The sequence below is a fragment of the Rhizobium mayense genome, from assembly GCF_030272705.1.
GTDB classification, from domain to species: Bacteria; Pseudomonadota; Alphaproteobacteria; order Rhizobiales; family Rhizobiaceae; genus Rhizobium; species Rhizobium mayense.
The window spans coordinates 128,907-144,668 of record NZ_JARFYM010000008.1 but is presented as its reverse complement, the minus strand read 5'-3'; the positions used below and the strand labels follow the sequence as shown (position 1 = coordinate 144,668).

Genomic DNA, 15,762 nt, shown 5'->3' with positions numbered 1-15,762 from the left:
TCCGCCTTCCGGCCGTCCGTTCAGGTTAGGCGTTCGCCGCCATCGGCAGCGTCGCTCCATTCAAGTCCTTCGCCGATACATCATTCGCCGGCTTCTTGGTCAGGATCTTCAGAAGCGTAGCCAGGGTATCGGGAATATCGTGGCGTTTGACGACCATGTCGACCATGCCATGCTCGAGCAGATATTCCGACGTCTGGAAGCCTTCCGGCAGCTTTTCGCGGATCGTCTGTTCGATGACGCGCTTGCCGGCAAAGCAGATTTCCGCACCCGGCTCCGCAAGATGAATATCACCGAGCATGGCGTAGGAAGCGGTAACGCCGCCCGTCGTCGGGTTGGTCAACACCACGATATAGGGCTGGCCGGTTTCCTTCAGCATGTCAACGGCGACCGTCGTGCGCGGCAGCTGCATCAGGGACAGAATGCCTTCCTGCATGCGCGCGCCGCCCGATGCCGGGAACATGACCAGCGGGCACTTTTCGGCGATGGCGCGTTCGAACGCCTTGACGATCGCCTCGCCGGCGGCAATGCCGAGCGAGCCGCCCATGAAATTGAATTCGTGAACGACAGCAACGAGCTTCAGGCCGCGAACCTTGCCGACGCCGGCGAGAATCGTGTCTTCCTGCTCGGTCTTGACGCGGCTGTCCTTCAGGCGGTCGGTATACTTCTTCGAATCGCGGAACTTCAGCGGGTCCTGCGCGACCTTGGGCTGGGGCAGCGCTTCGTATTCACCATTGTCGAAGAGATCGGCAAGGCGGGCCTTGGCCGGCATCTTCATATGAAAACCGGAGGCGGGAATGACCCATTTGTTGTCTTCCAGATCCTTGTGGAAGACCATTTCGCCGGTCTCCGGGCACTTGATCCAGAGATTTTCCGGCACTTCGCGACGGCCCAGCATGGAATTGATCCGCGGGCGGACGTAATTCGTGATCCAGTTCAATTCGAAAACTCCTGATCGACTGAATTAACCGATATCGTAGTCGACACCTAATGCGCACAGGCCATTTCTTCAACCGACTCGGATTGAAGACCTCTGCCTATGTCGGAAAACTATTCGGCAGCAACAAGGCGCGCCGAACGCGTTCCCGTCGACAGGCCGCGCACCAGCGTCGCGACGGCCTGGATGGTGTCGGCGCTCGCCTTGCCGTCCTTGGTCAGGCTGGTGGCGATCTGGTTGACGATCGCCGTACCCACGACGACGCCATCGGCGGCAGCGCCTATCAACTTGGCATGCTCGGCCGTCTTGACGCCGAAGCCTACGCAGACGGGCAGGTCGGTATGCTGCTTGATGCGTTTGACGGCGCCGGAAACCAGCGACGGATCCGGCAAAGCAGAGCCGGTGATGCCGTTCATCGAGACATAATAGACGAAACCGGACGTGTTGTTGAGGACGGTCGGCAGGCGCTTGTCGTCGGTGGTCGGCGTGGCGAGACGGATGAAATTGATGCCTTTTCGGATCGCCGGGATGCAGAGCTCATCATCCATTTCCGGCGGCAAGTCGACAACGATCAAGCCGTCGATTCCAGCGGCAAGTGCATCGTCGAGGAATTTCTCGACGCCGTAGATGTAGATCGGATTGTAGTAACCCATCATCACGATCGGCGTATCGGCATCCGTCTTGCGGAAATCGTTTGCGAGCTGCAGCGTCTTCTTGAGCGTCTGGCCGGCCTTCAGCGCGCGCTGGCCGGCGAGCTGGATCGCCGGGCCGTCGGCCATCGGATCGGAGAACGGCATGCCGAGTTCGATGACGTCGGCACCGGCTTCCGGCAGCGCCTTCATGATGCCGAGCGAGGTCTCGTAATCGGGATCGCCGCCCATGAAATAGGTGACGAGCGCCGGGCGGCCTTCTGCCTTCAGAGCGGCGAAGCGTTTGTCCATACGTGCGGTCATGGTGTCTAACTCACATTCCCAGAATCTTGCCGACGGTGAAGATGTCCTTGTCGCCACGGCCGGAGAGATTCATCAGGATAATCTCGTCCTTGCCCATCTTCGGCGCGCGCTTGATGACTTCGGCGAGCGCATGGCTCGGCTCCAGTGCCGGGATGATACCTTCGAGGCGCGTCAGCGTCTGGAAGGCCTCCAGCGCCTCATGATCCATGATCGGCACATATTCCGCGCGGCCGATATCGTTCAGCCAGGAATGCTCCGGACCGATGCCGGGATAATCGAGGCCGGCCGATATCGAATGGCCTTCCTTGATCTGGCCGTCGCCGTCCTGCAGCAGGTAGGTGCGGTTGCCATGGAGCACGCCCGGCGCGCCCGCAGTGATCGAGGCGCAATGCTCGTCGCCCTGCAGGCCCTTGCCGCCAGCTTCGACGCCGACGATCTTGACGCCGTCGTCATCGAGGAAAGGATGGAAAATGCCGATCGCGTTCGAACCGCCGCCAACGGCAGCGATCACGAGATCCGGCAAGCGGCCTTCGGCCTCCAGAATCTGCGCCCTGGCTTCCGTGCCGATTACCGACTGGAAATCACGGACCATTTCCGGATAAGGATGCGGGCCGGCGGCTGTGCCGATCAGATAATAGGTGTTCTCGACATTGGTGACCCAATCGCGAAGCGCTTCGTTCATCGCGTCCTTCAGCGTGCCGCTACCAGCCGTCACCGGAATGACCTCAGCGCCGAGGAGCTTCATGCGGAAGACATTCGGTGCCTGGCGCTCGACATCGGTCGCGCCCATGTAGACGATGCATGGCAGTCCGAAGCGGGCGGCAACCGTCGCGGAGGCGACGCCGTGCTGACCGGCGCCGGTTTCGGCGATGATGCGGGTCTTGCCCATGCGCTTGGCCAGCAAGATCTGGCCGATGCAATTGTTGATCTTGTGCGAACCCGTGTGGTTCAGCTCCTCGCGCTTGAAATAGATCTTGGCGCCGCCGAGTTCCGCCGTCAGGCGCTCGGCAAAATAGAGCGGGCTCGGCCGGCCGATATAATGGGTGCCGAGCGATTTCAGCTCCGCCTGGAAGGCCGGATCGTTCTTCGCCTTGTTCCATTCCTCCTGCAGATCCAGGATCAGAGGCATCAGCGTTTCGGCTACGAAACGGCCGCCGTAAATGCCGAAACGACCGTCCTCATCGGGGCCGGCGCGGAAGGAATTCAGTTTTGGCGTCTGGTTCACTCTCTACTCCCTGCTGCCGGTTCCGGCAGGCATGCTTCTGCAAAAGCGTCGAAAAACTGGTCGATCTTGTTCAGATCCTTCACGCCCGGCGCGCTTTCGAGAGCGGAGGAAAGATCGATGCCCGTGGCCCTGGTGGATGCCATCGCCTGAGCGACGTTGTCCTTGTTCACGCCGCCCGACAGCATGTAGTCCACCCGATCGTCGACCCAGCTCATGAGGCTCCAATCGAAGGACACGCCGTTTCCGCCCGGCAGCTCCGAACCAACGGGCGGCTTGGCATCGAACAGGAAGCGGTCGGCAATACCGATATAGGATTCCACCCGCTTCAGATCGTCGGCGGTGCGCACCGCCATGGCCTTCATGACGGGCACATTATAGACCGCTTTGATGGTCAGCACACGCTCCGGGCTTTCATTGCCGTGGAGCTGCAGCATATCCGGGCGCACCAGAGACACGATCTCATCCAAATCGTCATTGGTGGGATTGACCGTCACGGCAACGATTTTTGCCTTGCCGCGAGCGCGTTCCGCCAACTGGCCGGCCACATCGGGCTCGATATAGCGCGGGCTCTTTTCGAAGAAGATGAAGCCGATATGGGTAGCGCCGCGCTCAAGAGCACGATCCACCGCTTCCGCCGTCTTCAGACCACAAATTTTGATATCGGGGTTCATGGCAGCGGAGTGACACGAAAATTCAAAAGAGTCGAGCCTAAACGCGACAAAAGGGGAATTTTACGCTGTTAAAGCAAAGGTTATAGGCGGGGCCTTTTCGGACGCTCGAACGGCGATGCCGCGGGAGACTATCGGCACCGGGGCGGTTGATGCTATGACTACTTTAGCGAGATTAAAACAGTAGCATAGCGGGGCGAACGCGAATGTCGACAGCAGTCGCCATCCTCGGCGGGGTCGGGCTGTTTCTGCTCGGCATGGCCGTCATGACCGACGGCCTAAAGGCCATGGCGGGATCAGCACTACGCGTCGCCCTCGGTACAGCCGCGGCGACGCCGCTCTCGGGCGCATTCTGGGGTGCGATCGTCACGCTCCTCGTGCAATCGTCGAGCGCGGTGACGATGACGACGATCGGCCTCGTCAATGCCGGGCTCTTGACCTTTTCGCAGGGCCTTGGGCTCGTCTTCGGCGCCAATGTCGGCACGACGGGAACGGGCTGGCTGGTAGCGCTGATCGGCGTGCGCGTCTCGCTTTCGACCTATGCGTTGCCGATGATTTTTATCGGCGCACTGGCCAAGCTGCTGGGCGGCGGCCGGATCGCGGCGGCAGGCAGCGCGCTCGCGGGCTTCGCGTTGGTGCTCTACGGGCTGACGACGCTGCAGCAGGGCATGGGAGGTCTCGCGGAGAGCCTGCATCCGTCCGACCTGCCCGCCGTGCTCGGCGCGCCGGGGGTTGGCTGGGGCACGGGGTTCGTTGGCCTCATGGCGCTCATCGTCATTGGCTTGGCGATGACCGCGGTCATGCAGTCATCGACGGCCGCGATCGCCGTCACCATTTCGGCCTTCTACGCCGGGGCGGTGGGTTTGGAACAGGGTGCAGCGCTTATCATCGGTCAGAATATCGGGACGGCGACGAGCTCCGCATTGGCGGCGATAGGTGCCAGCACGACGGCCAAGCGCCTCGCTCTTGCCTATGTCCTGTTCAAGATCATAGCGGCGCTGATCGCGATCATCGCCTTTCCGTTTACGGCTGCGCTGATGAAAGGCTTTTCGGCGTCGGTTGACGGAATGACGCTGCTTGCCGCCTACCACACGGCCTACAACGTCGTCGGCGTCGCGGTGCTCCTCCCCGCAACCCAATGGTTCACCCGCGTTGTCGAGCGCCTGCTGCCTTCGAAGCAGACGGGGCTGCAGCGTGCGCTCGATCCGAGCGTGCTCGCCAGTCCGGTGCTGGCGGTCGAGACCGTGCGGCGTATCCTGGCGGATGTCCTCGCAAAAAACGCCGCCTCGATATCCGCGGCACTTTCGAGTGGCAGAGCAGATCCCGCGGCCCAAGGCGCTGCGGCGGCCGTCACACTCGGCGAGGTGCGGGATTTCCTCTCCGAATTGAAGGAGCCGCCCGAGACGGAGGCTGAGCGGCTGCGCATGACGAGCATGCTACATGCACTTGATCACGCCTCGCGCCTCGTGGAGGTTCTAGCCGAGGGTGAGTTCCCCCGTCTGCCGACCGAAGCACCCCTCGACCGTCGTGCCGCCGAGCTGTGCGCCGGGGCGATGCGCGCCGCGCAGGCGGTTGGTCACTCGATTACCGGCGAATCGGCCCTGAGCGCTCAGGCCGCGCCCATTGGCTGGAACGTCTCTTCCGAGATCGTCGCGACGCTCTCCGAGGCGGAGGGCGCGGCAAAAGAACTCAGCGCCCTGAAACGGGACCATCGCGCCACGACGCTGGCCTCCGTCGCACCGGGAAAGCTGGTCGCTGCGGATGCCTTCGCGCGGATCGATGCCGTCAGACGTCTCGACCGGATCGCACACCATGCCTGGCGGTCTGCGGCGCATCTTGTCGGACACGGAGAACAACCGGGACCCGCGGAATAGGTAGGGAACGCACGGCGCTCAATCGAAGTCGATCGCGTGCAATTGGCTGCCATGGCGCTTCAGCCAGGCCTTGGCTTCGTCCATGTCGGGGCAGAGTTTGCGGCAGAGCGACCAGAAGCGCGGGCCGTGGTTCATCTCGCGCAAGTGCGCGACCTCGTGGGCGGCGAGATAGTCAATCACCAGCGGCGGCGCCATGACGATGCGCCAGGAGAAGCTCAGATTTCCTTCGGAGGAGCAGGAACCCCATCGGCTGCGCGTATCCTTCATGCTGATGGAGGACACGGTCGCCCGGATCGCCTTTGCATGCACTGTCACCAGCTTTTCCAGATCGGCGCGCGCCTCCTTCTTGAGAAAGGTCGCGATGCGCCGACCGACATGTTCCGGCAGGCCGCTGACGCGCAGAACCGGCAGGCCATCAACGGTGACCGCCTCGGTCAGGCCGCGCAGGCTGCCCGTGTGTAAGATCCGGTGGCGAACGCCGCGCAAAAGGATTTCGCCCCCGCTCTGAAGGCTGCCTCCGATGGAGAATTTCGCAAGCTTGGTCAGAAGCCAGCCTTGATGGCGATCGAGGAAAGCATTGACCTCGCGGGCCGCCAGGCCACGCGGAATGGTCATCTTCAGCGCCCGTCCGCCGGGCTCGATCCTGAGCGTGATCCGCGTCGCCCGCTCATGCTGGCGAATCGTCAGGGGCATCAACCGGCCTGCCACGTCCAATGTGCGCGTTTCCGGCGCAGGCGGCTTGGGAGCAGGTCGGCGGGATCTGGACGAAAGCGGAAACATGAAAAGCAGTTTTATACGATTCGTGCGAATTTCTGACAAAGAAAAACCGGCATCGCCGGATGCCGGTTTGAATGGAAGCATCTGCCCTTACGGCGTCTGGAGGTCGGAAGCCGGGCCGTTGTCATTATTGCGCTTGACGTTGTTACGGTCGCGCATGAAACGGTCGAACTCTTCCTGATCCTTGGCGCGGCGGAGTTCGCGGACATAAGTGTCGAACTCGGCGCGCATTTCATCAAGTTTGCGGCGCTCCTCCTCGAGGCGCTCCAGCTCCGCCCGGCGCCAATCGTCGAAGGCGACGTTGCCGGTGGAAAAATGCTGGCGATAACGACCGCGGTGGCGGCCGCAGCCGGCAAACATGCCGTCGGCCCTCTGGTTCACATCCCTTTTGAATTCTCTCAGGCGTTCGCCGAAGAGAATATAGGCAAGCATGGCGAGACCCAGAGGCCAGAAGACCACGAAGCCAAGGATCATCAGGGCAATGGTAGCCGGAGTCCAATCCGGGCGAAGCAATGCTGACTGGTGGTTCATCGTGAGGTATCCTCGCAGTAAGGCGGCCCGGCCACATGCCGAACCGCTGGAATCGAGATGGTAACCTCTCCGTGAGCCTTCAATGCCATTTGCCGGGAAAATCGGACAACCCCTTGAATCCGGCCCAATAATTCAACAAAAGCTAATTCTTTGCAATTTCAGGCGGATTTGCCGCCTTTGATCACACGCTTGACGACCGGCCTGGCGGCGCGGGCATGTTCGCGGGTGAAAGCGACGATGCGCGGCGCGATTTCACGACGGAAACGTGAGCCGTTGAAGACGCCGTAGTGGCCGACATCTGGCTGCAGATAATGCATCCGCATGTCGTCAGGAATGCTGGTGCAGATGGTCTGTGCCGCCTTGGTCTGGCCGACGCCGGAAATATCGTCGTTTTCGCCTTCGACGGTCAGCAATGCGACATTGCGGATCGCGGTGGGATCGACGCGCTGGCCACGATGCGTCAGCTCGCCCTTCGGCAGCGCATGTTTCATGAACACCTGATCGACGGTCTGCAGGTAGAACTCCGCCGTCAGATCCATGACTGCCAGATATTCGTCATAGAAATCGCGGTGCTTCTCTGGCTCGCCGTCATTCTTGACGAGGTGCATGAAGAAGTCCTTGTGCGCAATCATGTGCCGGTCGAGATTCATGGACATGAAGCCGGAGAGCTGCAGGAAGCCCGGATAGACCGGGCGCATGAAGCCTGGCTGCGGCCAAGGCACGCTCATGATGACATTGTCGGCGAACCATTCCAGCGGCCTGTTCTTGGCGAGCTGGTTGACCGCCGTCGGATTGATGCGCGTATCGATCGGGCCGCCCATCAGCGTCATCGACGAGGGCGCCAGAGGATCGCCGGCCGCTTCCATGACCGCGGTTGCGGCCAGAACCGGAACGGAGGGCTGACAGACGGCAATCACATGCGTATCCGGCCCAAGAAGATGCAGCATCTCGATGACGTAATCGATGTAATCTTCCAGATCGAAGGTGCCTTCGGTCATCGGCACCATACGGGCGTCGATCCAGTCGGTGATATAGACGTCGGCGCTCGGCAAGAGGGCGTCCACGGTGCCGCGCAGCAGCGTCGCATAGTGGCCGGACATCGGCGCGACGATCAGGATGCGCGGATCGCTGCCGTGGCCGGCAGGCAGGCTGCGCTCGAAATGGATCAGATTGCAGAAAGGCTTCTTCCAGACGATCTTTTCATGGACTGAAACTCGCTTGCCGTCGATCGAGGTTTCATGCAGCCCGAATTCCGGTTTGCCGTAGCGCCGGGTGGTGCGCTCGAAAACTTCGAGACTTGCCGTCACCGTGCGGCCAAACATCGTATGGGATAGGGGATTGAGCGGATTGGCGTAGGCCAGACGCATCATGTCGGCAGCAGCGCGGAAGGGTGCGAGGGCGGCATGATTTAGTTCATAGAGCTGATAAAACATAGGAAGCATTACCTTTCGAGGTGATCAGACGAAGAACGCTCCCCACATGCGCAACCTCATCCTTTAAGCTCTTACTATCGAGACTAACAGTTTTTGTTGCAGGGCAACATAAGTCTTTCGGATTCTTGCCATGTAAAAATGTCGGAGAATCGCTTCTCCGACATCAAGAATGGTCTCAAAACGTTAAAGTTCCTGACCGTGCACGTTCATCAGGCGTCAGCGAGGAAGGTTTGGCGCTGCGTGCCAAGACCTTCCATGCCGAGTTCGACAACGTCGCCGGCCTTCAGATACTGCGGTGGCTTCATGCCCATGCCGACCCCTGGAGGCGTGCCGGTGGAGATGACATCACCCGGGTGCAGCGACATGAACTGGCTGAGATAGGAGACGAGGTAAGCAACGCCGTAGACCATGGTCTTGGTCGAGCCGTTCTGCATCATCTTGCCGTTGACCTTCAGCCACATGCCGAGATTCTGCGGATCGGCGACTTCGTCCTTGGTGACGAGCCAGGGGCCGATCGGCCCGAAGGTGTCGCAGGACTTGCCCTTGGTCCACTGTCCGGAACGCTCGGTCTGGAAGGCGCGTTCGGATACATCATGCGAGACGCAATAGCCCGCAACATAATCCAGCGCATCGGCTTCGCTGACATATTTTGCCGTCTTGCCGATAACGACACCGAGCTCGACTTCCCAGTCGGTCTTTTCCGAGCCGCGCGGGATCAACACATTGTCGTTAGGACCGACGATGGCCGAGGTGGCCTTCATGAAGATGATCGGCTCCAGCGGAACGGTGGCGCCAGTTTCAGCGGCGTGGTCGGAGAAATTCAGGCCGATGCAGATGAATTTGCCGGTGCCGGCGACGCAAGCGCCGATACGGCCCCCGGACAGTTCCGGCAGGCTCTTCGGATCAAGCGCGGCGATCTTTGCCAGGCCGGCGGGCGAAATGGCCTCGCCGCCGATATCGGCGACATGAGCGGAGAGATCGCGGATCTTGCCGTCGCTATCCAGAAGCGCCGGCTTTTCCTTGCCGGCATCGCCAACACGCAACAATTTCATAGGTTTTCCTTCCCTGGATCTTCAAAAACTATCTTTTCGATCGGCATGATCCCGCTCCAAAAGCACCGCGCCCTTTAGATCATACCTAGTAACACCATATATGAACGAATTATTCACCAGTGTCACCCATCGATTTCGGAGCATAGCACGCCTTGTCTGCCCGCGTTGGAACAACAGCTTTTCCTAGACGGACGGCAAAGTTCGCGCGATTTCAACGATGGTGCTAAAGGCCATATCGACATCTTCCGCCGTCGTCTCGAATTGGCCGGCCTGGAAACGAATGACTAATTGGCCGCCGACCCTGGTCTGCGTCAGGTAGATGCGCCCATCATTGTTGATGGCGGCAATCAGGCGCTGCGTATGACTTTCCTGATCTGTTCCGGCGTGAGCGCGGTGATTGAAGGAGAAAAGCGACAGGAACGGCTGGGTGACAATCTCGAAATCCGGCTCGGCCGCCAGACGTTGAGCGAGGGTTTGCGACCAGGCGACATGATTGCGGATCATCGTTCGCAAGCCTTCGAGCCCGTGATAGCGCAGCAGGAACCAGAGTTTCAGGGCGCGGAAGCGTCGGCCGAGGGGCACCGACCATTCGGAATAGTTGATGATGCCGTCGTGACCGTGGGTGCGCAGATATTCCGGATGGATTGCCAGTGTACGCACCAGGGATTCCGGCTCGCGAACGAACTGGACCGAACAATCAAACTGGGCGCCTAGCCATTTATGCGGATTGAAGACGACGGAATCGGCCTGTTCGACGCCTTGCCACAGTGTCCGGAATTCCGGGCAGATCATCGCCGAACCGGCCCAGGCCGCGTCGACATGCACATAAAGCCCGTGAGCGTGTGCGACTTCGACAACGGCGGCGATATTGTCACAAGCGCCGGTGCTGGTGCCGCCGACACAGGCGATCACACCGGCCGGCAGCAGACCTGCGGCGCGATCACACGCAATCGCCGCTGCAAGCGCCTGCGTATCCATAGCGCTGTTCGGGCCACCGGACGGAATGCGGACCAGGTTCTCGGCGCCTACGCCGGATATCCAGATAGCGCGATCAATCGAGGTGTGGACTTGATCGGTGGAATAGATCCTTACGGCCTTGTTTGCGGCGAGGCCTTGGCTGTTGCCCCGCCACTCGAGCGCTCGTTCGCGCATGACCAGAACGGCTGCCAGCGTTGCTGTCGAGGCGGAATCCTGGATGACGCCAGTGAAACTGCCGGGAAGGCCAAGGGCCTGGCGCAGCCAGTCGACGACCTTGGTCTCCAACTCGGTGGCGGACGGCGAGGTCTGCCAGAGCATGCATTGGGCGGCGATTGCGCTGACGAGATATTCGGCGATGACCGAAACCGGGGCGGCGTTGGCGGGGAAATAGGCGAAGAAGCGCGGATGCTGCCAATGCGTCATGCCGGGAACGAGGATATCCTCAAAATCCTTGAAGATATCCTCCATAGTCTCACCGGACTCGGGTGGTGAATCGGCGATATGCGCGGCGATCTCTCCCGGCGCCGTCTGCGCCCGCACCGGCCGGTCGCGGAGCGATGCACGATAGTCCGCGCCCCAATCCGCCGCCTTTTCCGACCAGCGCCGAAACTCCTCCCAATCCATGGCTTTCCTCCTTATTCCATGAAAGCGAGGCGGACCTTAGACGGGTTTTCAAAGACGGTCGAGTATCAGAAGAGCTCGTCGAGCGCTGGGCCTAGCGGCACAATTCCGGTCGGATTGAGCGTCGCTATCGAGTAGTAACCGCGCTTGATGTGGTCAAAGCTGACGGTTTCGGCGATGCCGGGCCAGTCGAACATGCGACGGCAGAAGGACTGGAGATTGGCATAGTCCGACAGGCGGCGGAGATTGCATTTGAAGAGGCCGTGATAGGCGACGTCGAATCGGACGAGGGTGACGAAAAGCCTGATATCGCTTTCGGTCGGATGATCGGCGAACAGAAACTGTTTGCCTTCCAGCTCCGTCTCGACCCAATCAAGGCAATTAAATACCTCGTTAAAGGCCTCCTCATAGGCGATCTGCGTCGTCGCAAAACCGGTGCGGTAGACACCGTTATTGAGGACAGGATAGATGCGGGCGTTGAAAGCATCGATCTCTTCGCGCTTGCCTGCCGGATAAAGATCGATCGGATTACGGGCGAGAGTGCCGAAACCATCGTTCAGCATGCGAAGAATATCGGCGGATTCGTTGTTGACGATAGTGCCTTTCCGCTTGTCCCAGAGCACCGGCACGGTGGCGCGGCCGGAGATATGCGGGTCGGCCTTGGTATAGATCTCGTGCATATAGGTGAAGCCGTTGACCGCATCCGCAGTCGAACCGGGATAGGCGCCGAACCGCCAGCCTTGCTTAGTCAAGGCCGGCTCCACCACCGAGACGGAAATGACGTCCTCCAAGCCCTTCAGCTTGCGGCCGATCAGAGTGCGCGACGCCCAAGGGCAGATCAGTGCGACATAGAGATGGTAACGGTCAGCTTCGGCTGCAAAACCACCCTCGCCTGTTGGCCCCGGCCGTCCGTCCGGCGTCACCCAATTGCGGAAACTTGAGATCTGGCGAACGAAGCCGCCCTTCTCATCCTTGGCCTGGACCGGCTGCCAGTCTTCCATCCACTTTCCGTTCACCAGCACGGCTCTGTCTCCATTTTGCGCACATGTTCTCCGAGGATGGGATCATAGCGAAATAGGGCTTCACCGAAATAACGCAATGTTGAAACAGACTGTCTACCTTGCAAGGCCGGATGCGCCATGCATAAACTTGTCTACTAAATTCAAGTTATCGGAGCACCATATGCCTACGTCCGTTTCTTCCGTGAAAACCGACCATGCCAGCCGCTATCTGCAGCAGCTCTGCAAGCACTGGAGCCATAGATTAACCGTCGAATTCAACGAGGTCGCCGGGAAGGTGCCGTTCAGCCCGGAATCCTCCGTCGAGTTTGCTGCCGATGCATCCACCTTGCTGATGACCCTGCATGTCGAAAATCCGCAGGACCTCGAGCGCATGCAGAATGTGGTGGCTGATCACCTCAAACGATTCGCCTTTCGCGAAGAGCTCGTCGTGATCTGGACTGTGGATACAGGCAGGGTATAGGTTCGCTTCGTATCCTCCAATGCCAGTCGCCTTGCCCGCTCCCAACGGTCCGCGACTGCTCTCACAGATGGAAAGAACCCTATGACGTCCAGCAATTCCCGCGAGTCGCAATATCCGATCGACAAGCTCTTCCTCGACCGTTGGTCGCCGCGTGCCTATTCCAATGAATCCATGCCGGAGGCCGACCTGTTGACCATATTGGAAGCCGCCCATTGGGCGCCGTCGTCCTCCAATCTGCAGCCCTGGCGCTTCGTCTACGCGCTGCGCGGCTCGGAAAATTGGGACAAGTTCCTGAGCGTGTTGGTGGAATTCAACCAGGGCTGGGTCAGGTCGGCCGCCGCCCTCCTTTTTGTGGTGTCGCGTACACATAATGGCGAACTCGGTTCGGCGGAGCAGAAGCTGAACTACAGCCATTCCTTCGACGCCGGCACGGCCTGGGGTTTTATGGCGATGCAGGCCCATCTAGCCGGCTACGAGGCCCATGGCATGACCGGCTTCCATGTCGACAAGGCCTATGAGGTTCTCGGCATTCCGGATGGCTTCCGTGTCGAGGCCGCCGTTGCAATCGGTAAGATCGGCGACAAGAACCAGCTTCCAGAAAAGCTCAGGGAGCGCGAAGTGCCGAGCCAGCGCAAGCCGCTTTCCGAACTTGCCTTCAATGGCACTTTCATCGCCAAGTAATTGATCTTGAAATGAAAAGGCCCGCCTGTCGTTCAGGCGGGCCCTTTTTTCATATTCAGAAATTGCCTATCAAATATCGAGGTTGGCGACGCTCAGAGCGTTGTCCTGGATGAATTCGCGCCGAGGCTCGACTTCATCACCCATGAGCCGGGCAAACAAACCGTCGGCATCGGTCGCATCGGCGACCTTGACCTGCAGCAGCGAGCGGACGTTCGGATCGAGCGTCGTTTCCCAAAGCTGTTCAGCATTCATTTCGCCGAGGCCCTTGTAGCGCTGCATGGTGAGCCCCTTGCGGCCGCTGGCGAAAATCGTTTCCAGCAGCGTCCGCGGGCCGGAAATCTCGGTCTCATCGTCACGGCGCACGAGCTTCGGCGGCTGATCATAGATCTCCTTGAGGCGTGAGCCGAGTTGATCGATGAGACGCGCGTCCTGCGAGCCGATCAGGGCCATGTCGAGAACGACGACTTCCTTGACGCCACGCACCATGCGCTCGAAACGCAAGCCACCTTCGCTGGTGAGGCCGCCGCTCCAACCGCGTTCGGTCTCTTCGGCAATCACGTCGAGCCGCTTGGCGACGTCATCCACCAAACCTTGCGCACGTGCCGGGTCGCTGACCAGTTCGGCATTCAGAGCGCCGGCAATCGCCGCCTGTTCGACGACGGCGCGGTTATAGCGCGAATGCAGATTGTCGAGCAGAGTGCGCAGACGCAGCGCGTCGACAATGACCTCCCGCAGATCCTGGCCGGCACGGACTTCACCGCTGCCCAGCCGCAGGCTGGCATCCTCGAGGCCCTGGCCGATCAGATATTCTTCCAGCGCCTTCTCATCCTTCACATATTGCACCGACTTGCCGCGCGTCACCTTATAGAGCGGCGGCTGAGCGATGTAGAGATGACCGCGCTCGATGAGATCGGGCATCTGCCGGAAGAAGAAGGTGAGTAGCAGCGTGCGAATATGGGCGCCGTCGACGTCGGCGTCGGTCATGATGATGATCTTGTGATAGCGCAGCTTGTCGGCATTGAACTCGTCCTTGCCGATGCCGGTGCCGAGCGCGGTGATGAGCGTGCCGATTTCCTGGCTCGACAGCATCTTGTCGAAGCGGGCGCGCTCAACGTTCAGGATCTTGCCGCGCAACGGCAGGATCGCCTGGTTTTCGCGCGAACGGCCCTGCTTGGCTGAACCGCCTGCCGAATCACCCTCGACCAGGAAGACTTCGGACTTGGCCGGATCGCGTTCGGAGCAATCGGCAAGCTTGCCGGGCAACGACGCGATATCGAGCGCACCCTTGCGACGGGTCAGCTCCCGCGCCTTGCGGGCGGCTTCCCGGGCGGCGGCGGCTTCGACAACCTTGCCGACCAGCACCTTTGCATCGGCCGGATGTTCTTCGAGCCAGGTGCTCAACGCTTCGTTGACAAGGCTTTCGACCACCGGACGAACTTCCGACGACACCAGCTTGTCCTTGGTCTGCGAGGAAAATTTCGGATCCGGAACTTTTACCGAAAGCACCGCCGTCAGGCCTTCGCGGCAATCGTCGCCCGTCAGCGTCACCTTTTCCTTTTTGGTGATGCCGGATGTATCGGCATAGGAGGTGATCTGGCGCGTCAAGGCGCCGCGGAAGCCGGCCATATGCGTGCCGCCATCGCGCTGCGGGATGTTGTTGGTGAAGCAGAGCACGTTTTCATGGTAGCTGTCGTTCCACCACATCGCTACTTCGACCGTGATGCCGTCCTTCTCACCACGGATGGACACCGGCTTTTCGACCAGCGGCTTCTTGGCGCGATCGAGATAGGCGACGAAAGCCTCCAGGCCGCCGTCGTAGATCATTTCTTCCTGCCTGATGTCGGAGTGACGCTTGTCGGTCAGGAGAATGCGGACGCCGGAGTTCAGGAAGGCAAGCTCGCGCAGGCGATGCTCCAGCGTGGCATAATCGAATTCCGTCATGGTGAAAGTCAGCGAGCTCGGCATGAAGCTGACTTCGGTGCCGGTCTCTTCACCGGCTTCTCCCGTCTCGCGCAACGGCGCGTCGGCAACGCCGTGGGTGAAGCTCATTTCATGGATCTTGCCCTGGCGACGGATCTTCAGTCTTAGCCAGACGGACAATGCATTGACGACCGAGACGCCGACGCCGTGCAGGCCGCCGGAAACCTTGTAGGAGTTCTGGTCGAACTTACCGCCGGCATGAAGCTGGGTCATGATGACCTCGGCTGCGGAAACGCCTTCGCCGGTGTGGATATCCGTCGGGATGCCGCGACCGTTGTCGGTGACGGTCACCGAGCCGTCGGGGTTGAGCGTCACGGTGACGATGTCGGCATGGCCGGCCAGCGCCTCGTCGATCGCGTTGTCAACGACCTCATAAACCATGTGATGCAGGCCCGAGCCGTCATCCGTGTCACCGATGTACATGCCGGGGCGCTTGCGCACTGCATCAAGGCCTTTCAGAACCTTGATGGAATCTGCGCCATATTCGGTATTGCCGCCGTTTTCGGTTACGGATGTATCGGTCATATATTGAAGTCTTTCCAGTGTTTTAGAGAACGCCACCGATCTCTACCG

Annotated in this window: 14 protein-coding genes; 3 read left to right on the top strand and 11 right to left on the bottom strand. The window is 60.3% G+C overall.

Annotated elements, in window-relative coordinates; genetic code table 11:
• Positions 1–25 precede the first annotated feature (25 nt).
• The 4 genes from accD to PY649_RS12910 all read right to left on the bottom strand — a co-directional run bounded on the left by accD (position 26) and on the right by PY649_RS12910 (position 3,783).
• Complete coding sequence (gene accD, locus PY649_RS12925; protein ID WP_285868816.1) at positions 26–937, bottom strand: acetyl-CoA carboxylase, carboxyltransferase subunit beta; 912 nt, start codon at positions 935–937, stop codon at positions 26–28.
• A gap of 110 nt (positions 938–1,047) precedes the next feature.
• On the bottom strand, positions 1,048–1,887 hold the full coding sequence (trpA, locus tag PY649_RS12920) for a tryptophan synthase subunit alpha (protein ID WP_285868815.1): 840 nt from the start codon (positions 1,885–1,887) through the stop codon (positions 1,048–1,050).
• A 10-nt stretch (positions 1,888–1,897) separates the two neighbouring features.
• Positions 1,898–3,112: a tryptophan synthase subunit beta gene (trpB, locus tag PY649_RS12915; RefSeq protein WP_285868814.1), complete on the bottom strand. Its 1,215-nt coding sequence runs from the start codon at positions 3,110–3,112 to the stop codon at positions 1,898–1,900.
• A complete protein-coding gene (locus tag PY649_RS12910; protein WP_285868813.1) occupies positions 3,109–3,783 on the bottom strand; it encodes a phosphoribosylanthranilate isomerase in 675 nt (224 codons plus the stop codon). The genes trpB and PY649_RS12910 overlap by 4 nt, the downstream gene beginning before the upstream one ends.
• A gap of 203 nt (positions 3,784–3,986) precedes the next feature.
• On the opposite strand from PY649_RS12910, the gene PY649_RS12905 reads away from it, so the two are divergent.
• Positions 3,987–5,654 carry a Na/Pi cotransporter family protein gene (locus PY649_RS12905; protein WP_285868812.1) on the top strand — a complete coding sequence of 556 codons (1,668 nt, stop codon included), beginning with the start codon at positions 3,987–3,989 and terminating at the stop codon, positions 5,652–5,654.
• Between the two features lie 18 nt (positions 5,655–5,672).
• Here the strand turns inward: PY649_RS12905 and PY649_RS12900 are convergent, their stop codons facing one another.
• The 6 genes from PY649_RS12900 to PY649_RS12875 form a co-directional block, all read right to left on the bottom strand.
• Positions 5,673–6,434 (bottom strand): M48 family metallopeptidase, encoded by a 762-nt coding sequence (locus tag PY649_RS12900; RefSeq protein ID WP_285868811.1) that lies wholly within the window; start codon positions 6,432–6,434, stop codon positions 5,673–5,675.
• A gap of 87 nt (positions 6,435–6,521) precedes the next feature.
• A complete protein-coding gene (locus PY649_RS12895; protein ID WP_285868810.1) occupies positions 6,522–6,962 on the bottom strand; it encodes a DUF2852 domain-containing protein in 441 nt (146 codons plus the stop codon).
• Positions 6,963–7,120: 158 nt separating this feature from the next.
• Positions 7,121–8,395, bottom strand: a complete 1,275-nt coding sequence (gene phaZ / locus PY649_RS12890; RefSeq protein WP_285868809.1) for a polyhydroxyalkanoate depolymerase — start codon at positions 8,393–8,395, stop codon at positions 7,121–7,123.
• 209 nt (positions 8,396–8,604) lie between these two features.
• On the bottom strand, positions 8,605–9,447 hold the full coding sequence (locus PY649_RS12885) for a fumarylacetoacetate hydrolase family protein (protein ID WP_285868808.1): 843 nt from the start codon (positions 9,445–9,447) through the stop codon (positions 8,605–8,607).
• 183 nt (positions 9,448–9,630) lie between these two features.
• Entirely contained in the window at positions 9,631–11,049 is a 1,419-nt protein-coding gene (locus PY649_RS12880) for a pyridoxal phosphate-dependent decarboxylase family protein (RefSeq protein WP_285868807.1), read from the bottom strand.
• A gap of 65 nt (positions 11,050–11,114) precedes the next feature.
• Positions 11,115–12,068: a glutathione S-transferase family protein gene (locus PY649_RS12875; RefSeq protein ID WP_285868806.1), complete on the bottom strand. Its 954-nt coding sequence runs from the start codon at positions 12,066–12,068 to the stop codon at positions 11,115–11,117.
• A 160-nt stretch (positions 12,069–12,228) separates the two neighbouring features.
• Between PY649_RS12875 and PY649_RS12870 the strand changes: the two genes are divergently transcribed.
• Entirely contained in the window at positions 12,229–12,528 is a 300-nt protein-coding gene (locus PY649_RS12870) for a DUF2218 domain-containing protein (RefSeq protein WP_285868805.1), read from the top strand.
• 81 nt (positions 12,529–12,609) lie between these two features.
• Positions 12,610–13,209, top strand: coding sequence for a nitroreductase family protein (locus tag PY649_RS12865; RefSeq protein WP_285868804.1), 600 nt, complete (start codon positions 12,610–12,612; stop codon positions 13,207–13,209).
• Positions 13,210–13,278: 69 nt separating this feature from the next.
• On the opposite strand, the gene gyrB is transcribed toward PY649_RS12865, so the two are convergent.
• Complete coding sequence (gene gyrB, locus PY649_RS12860) at positions 13,279–15,714, bottom strand: DNA topoisomerase (ATP-hydrolyzing) subunit B (RefSeq protein WP_285868803.1); 2,436 nt, start codon at positions 15,712–15,714, stop codon at positions 13,279–13,281.
• Positions 15,715–15,762 lie beyond the last annotated feature (48 nt).

Excerpts from the sequence above, each read along its gene's own strand:
- PY649_RS12910 (WP_285868813.1), bottom strand. The coding sequence starts at position 3,783 with ATGAACCCCGATATCAAAATTTGTGGTCTGAAGACGGCGGAAGCGGTG.
- PY649_RS12905 (WP_285868812.1), top strand. The coding sequence starts at position 3,987 with ATGTCGACAGCAGTCGCCATCCTCGGCGGGGTCGGGCTGTTTCTGCTC.
- trpA (WP_285868815.1), bottom strand. The coding sequence starts at position 1,887 with ATGACCGCACGTATGGACAAACGCTTCGCCGCTCTGAAGGCAGAAGGC.
- PY649_RS12900 (WP_285868811.1), bottom strand. The coding sequence starts at position 6,434 with ATGTTTCCGCTTTCGTCCAGATCCCGCCGACCTGCTCCCAAGCCGCCT.
- PY649_RS12870 (WP_285868805.1), top strand. The coding sequence starts at position 12,229 with ATGCCTACGTCCGTTTCTTCCGTGAAAACCGACCATGCCAGCCGCTAT.
- PY649_RS12865 (WP_285868804.1), top strand. The coding sequence starts at position 12,610 with ATGACGTCCAGCAATTCCCGCGAGTCGCAATATCCGATCGACAAGCTC.
- gyrB (WP_285868803.1), bottom strand. The coding sequence starts at position 15,714 with ATGACCGATACATCCGTAACCGAAAACGGCGGCAATACCGAATATGGC.
- phaZ (WP_285868809.1), bottom strand. The coding sequence starts at position 8,395 with ATGTTTTATCAGCTCTATGAACTAAATCATGCCGCCCTCGCACCCTTC.
- PY649_RS12895 (WP_285868810.1), bottom strand. The coding sequence starts at position 6,962 with ATGAACCACCAGTCAGCATTGCTTCGCCCGGATTGGACTCCGGCTACC.
- PY649_RS12885 (WP_285868808.1), bottom strand. The coding sequence starts at position 9,447 with ATGAAATTGTTGCGTGTTGGCGATGCCGGCAAGGAAAAGCCGGCGCTT.
- PY649_RS12880 (WP_285868807.1), bottom strand. The coding sequence starts at position 11,049 with ATGGATTGGGAGGAGTTTCGGCGCTGGTCGGAAAAGGCGGCGGATTGG.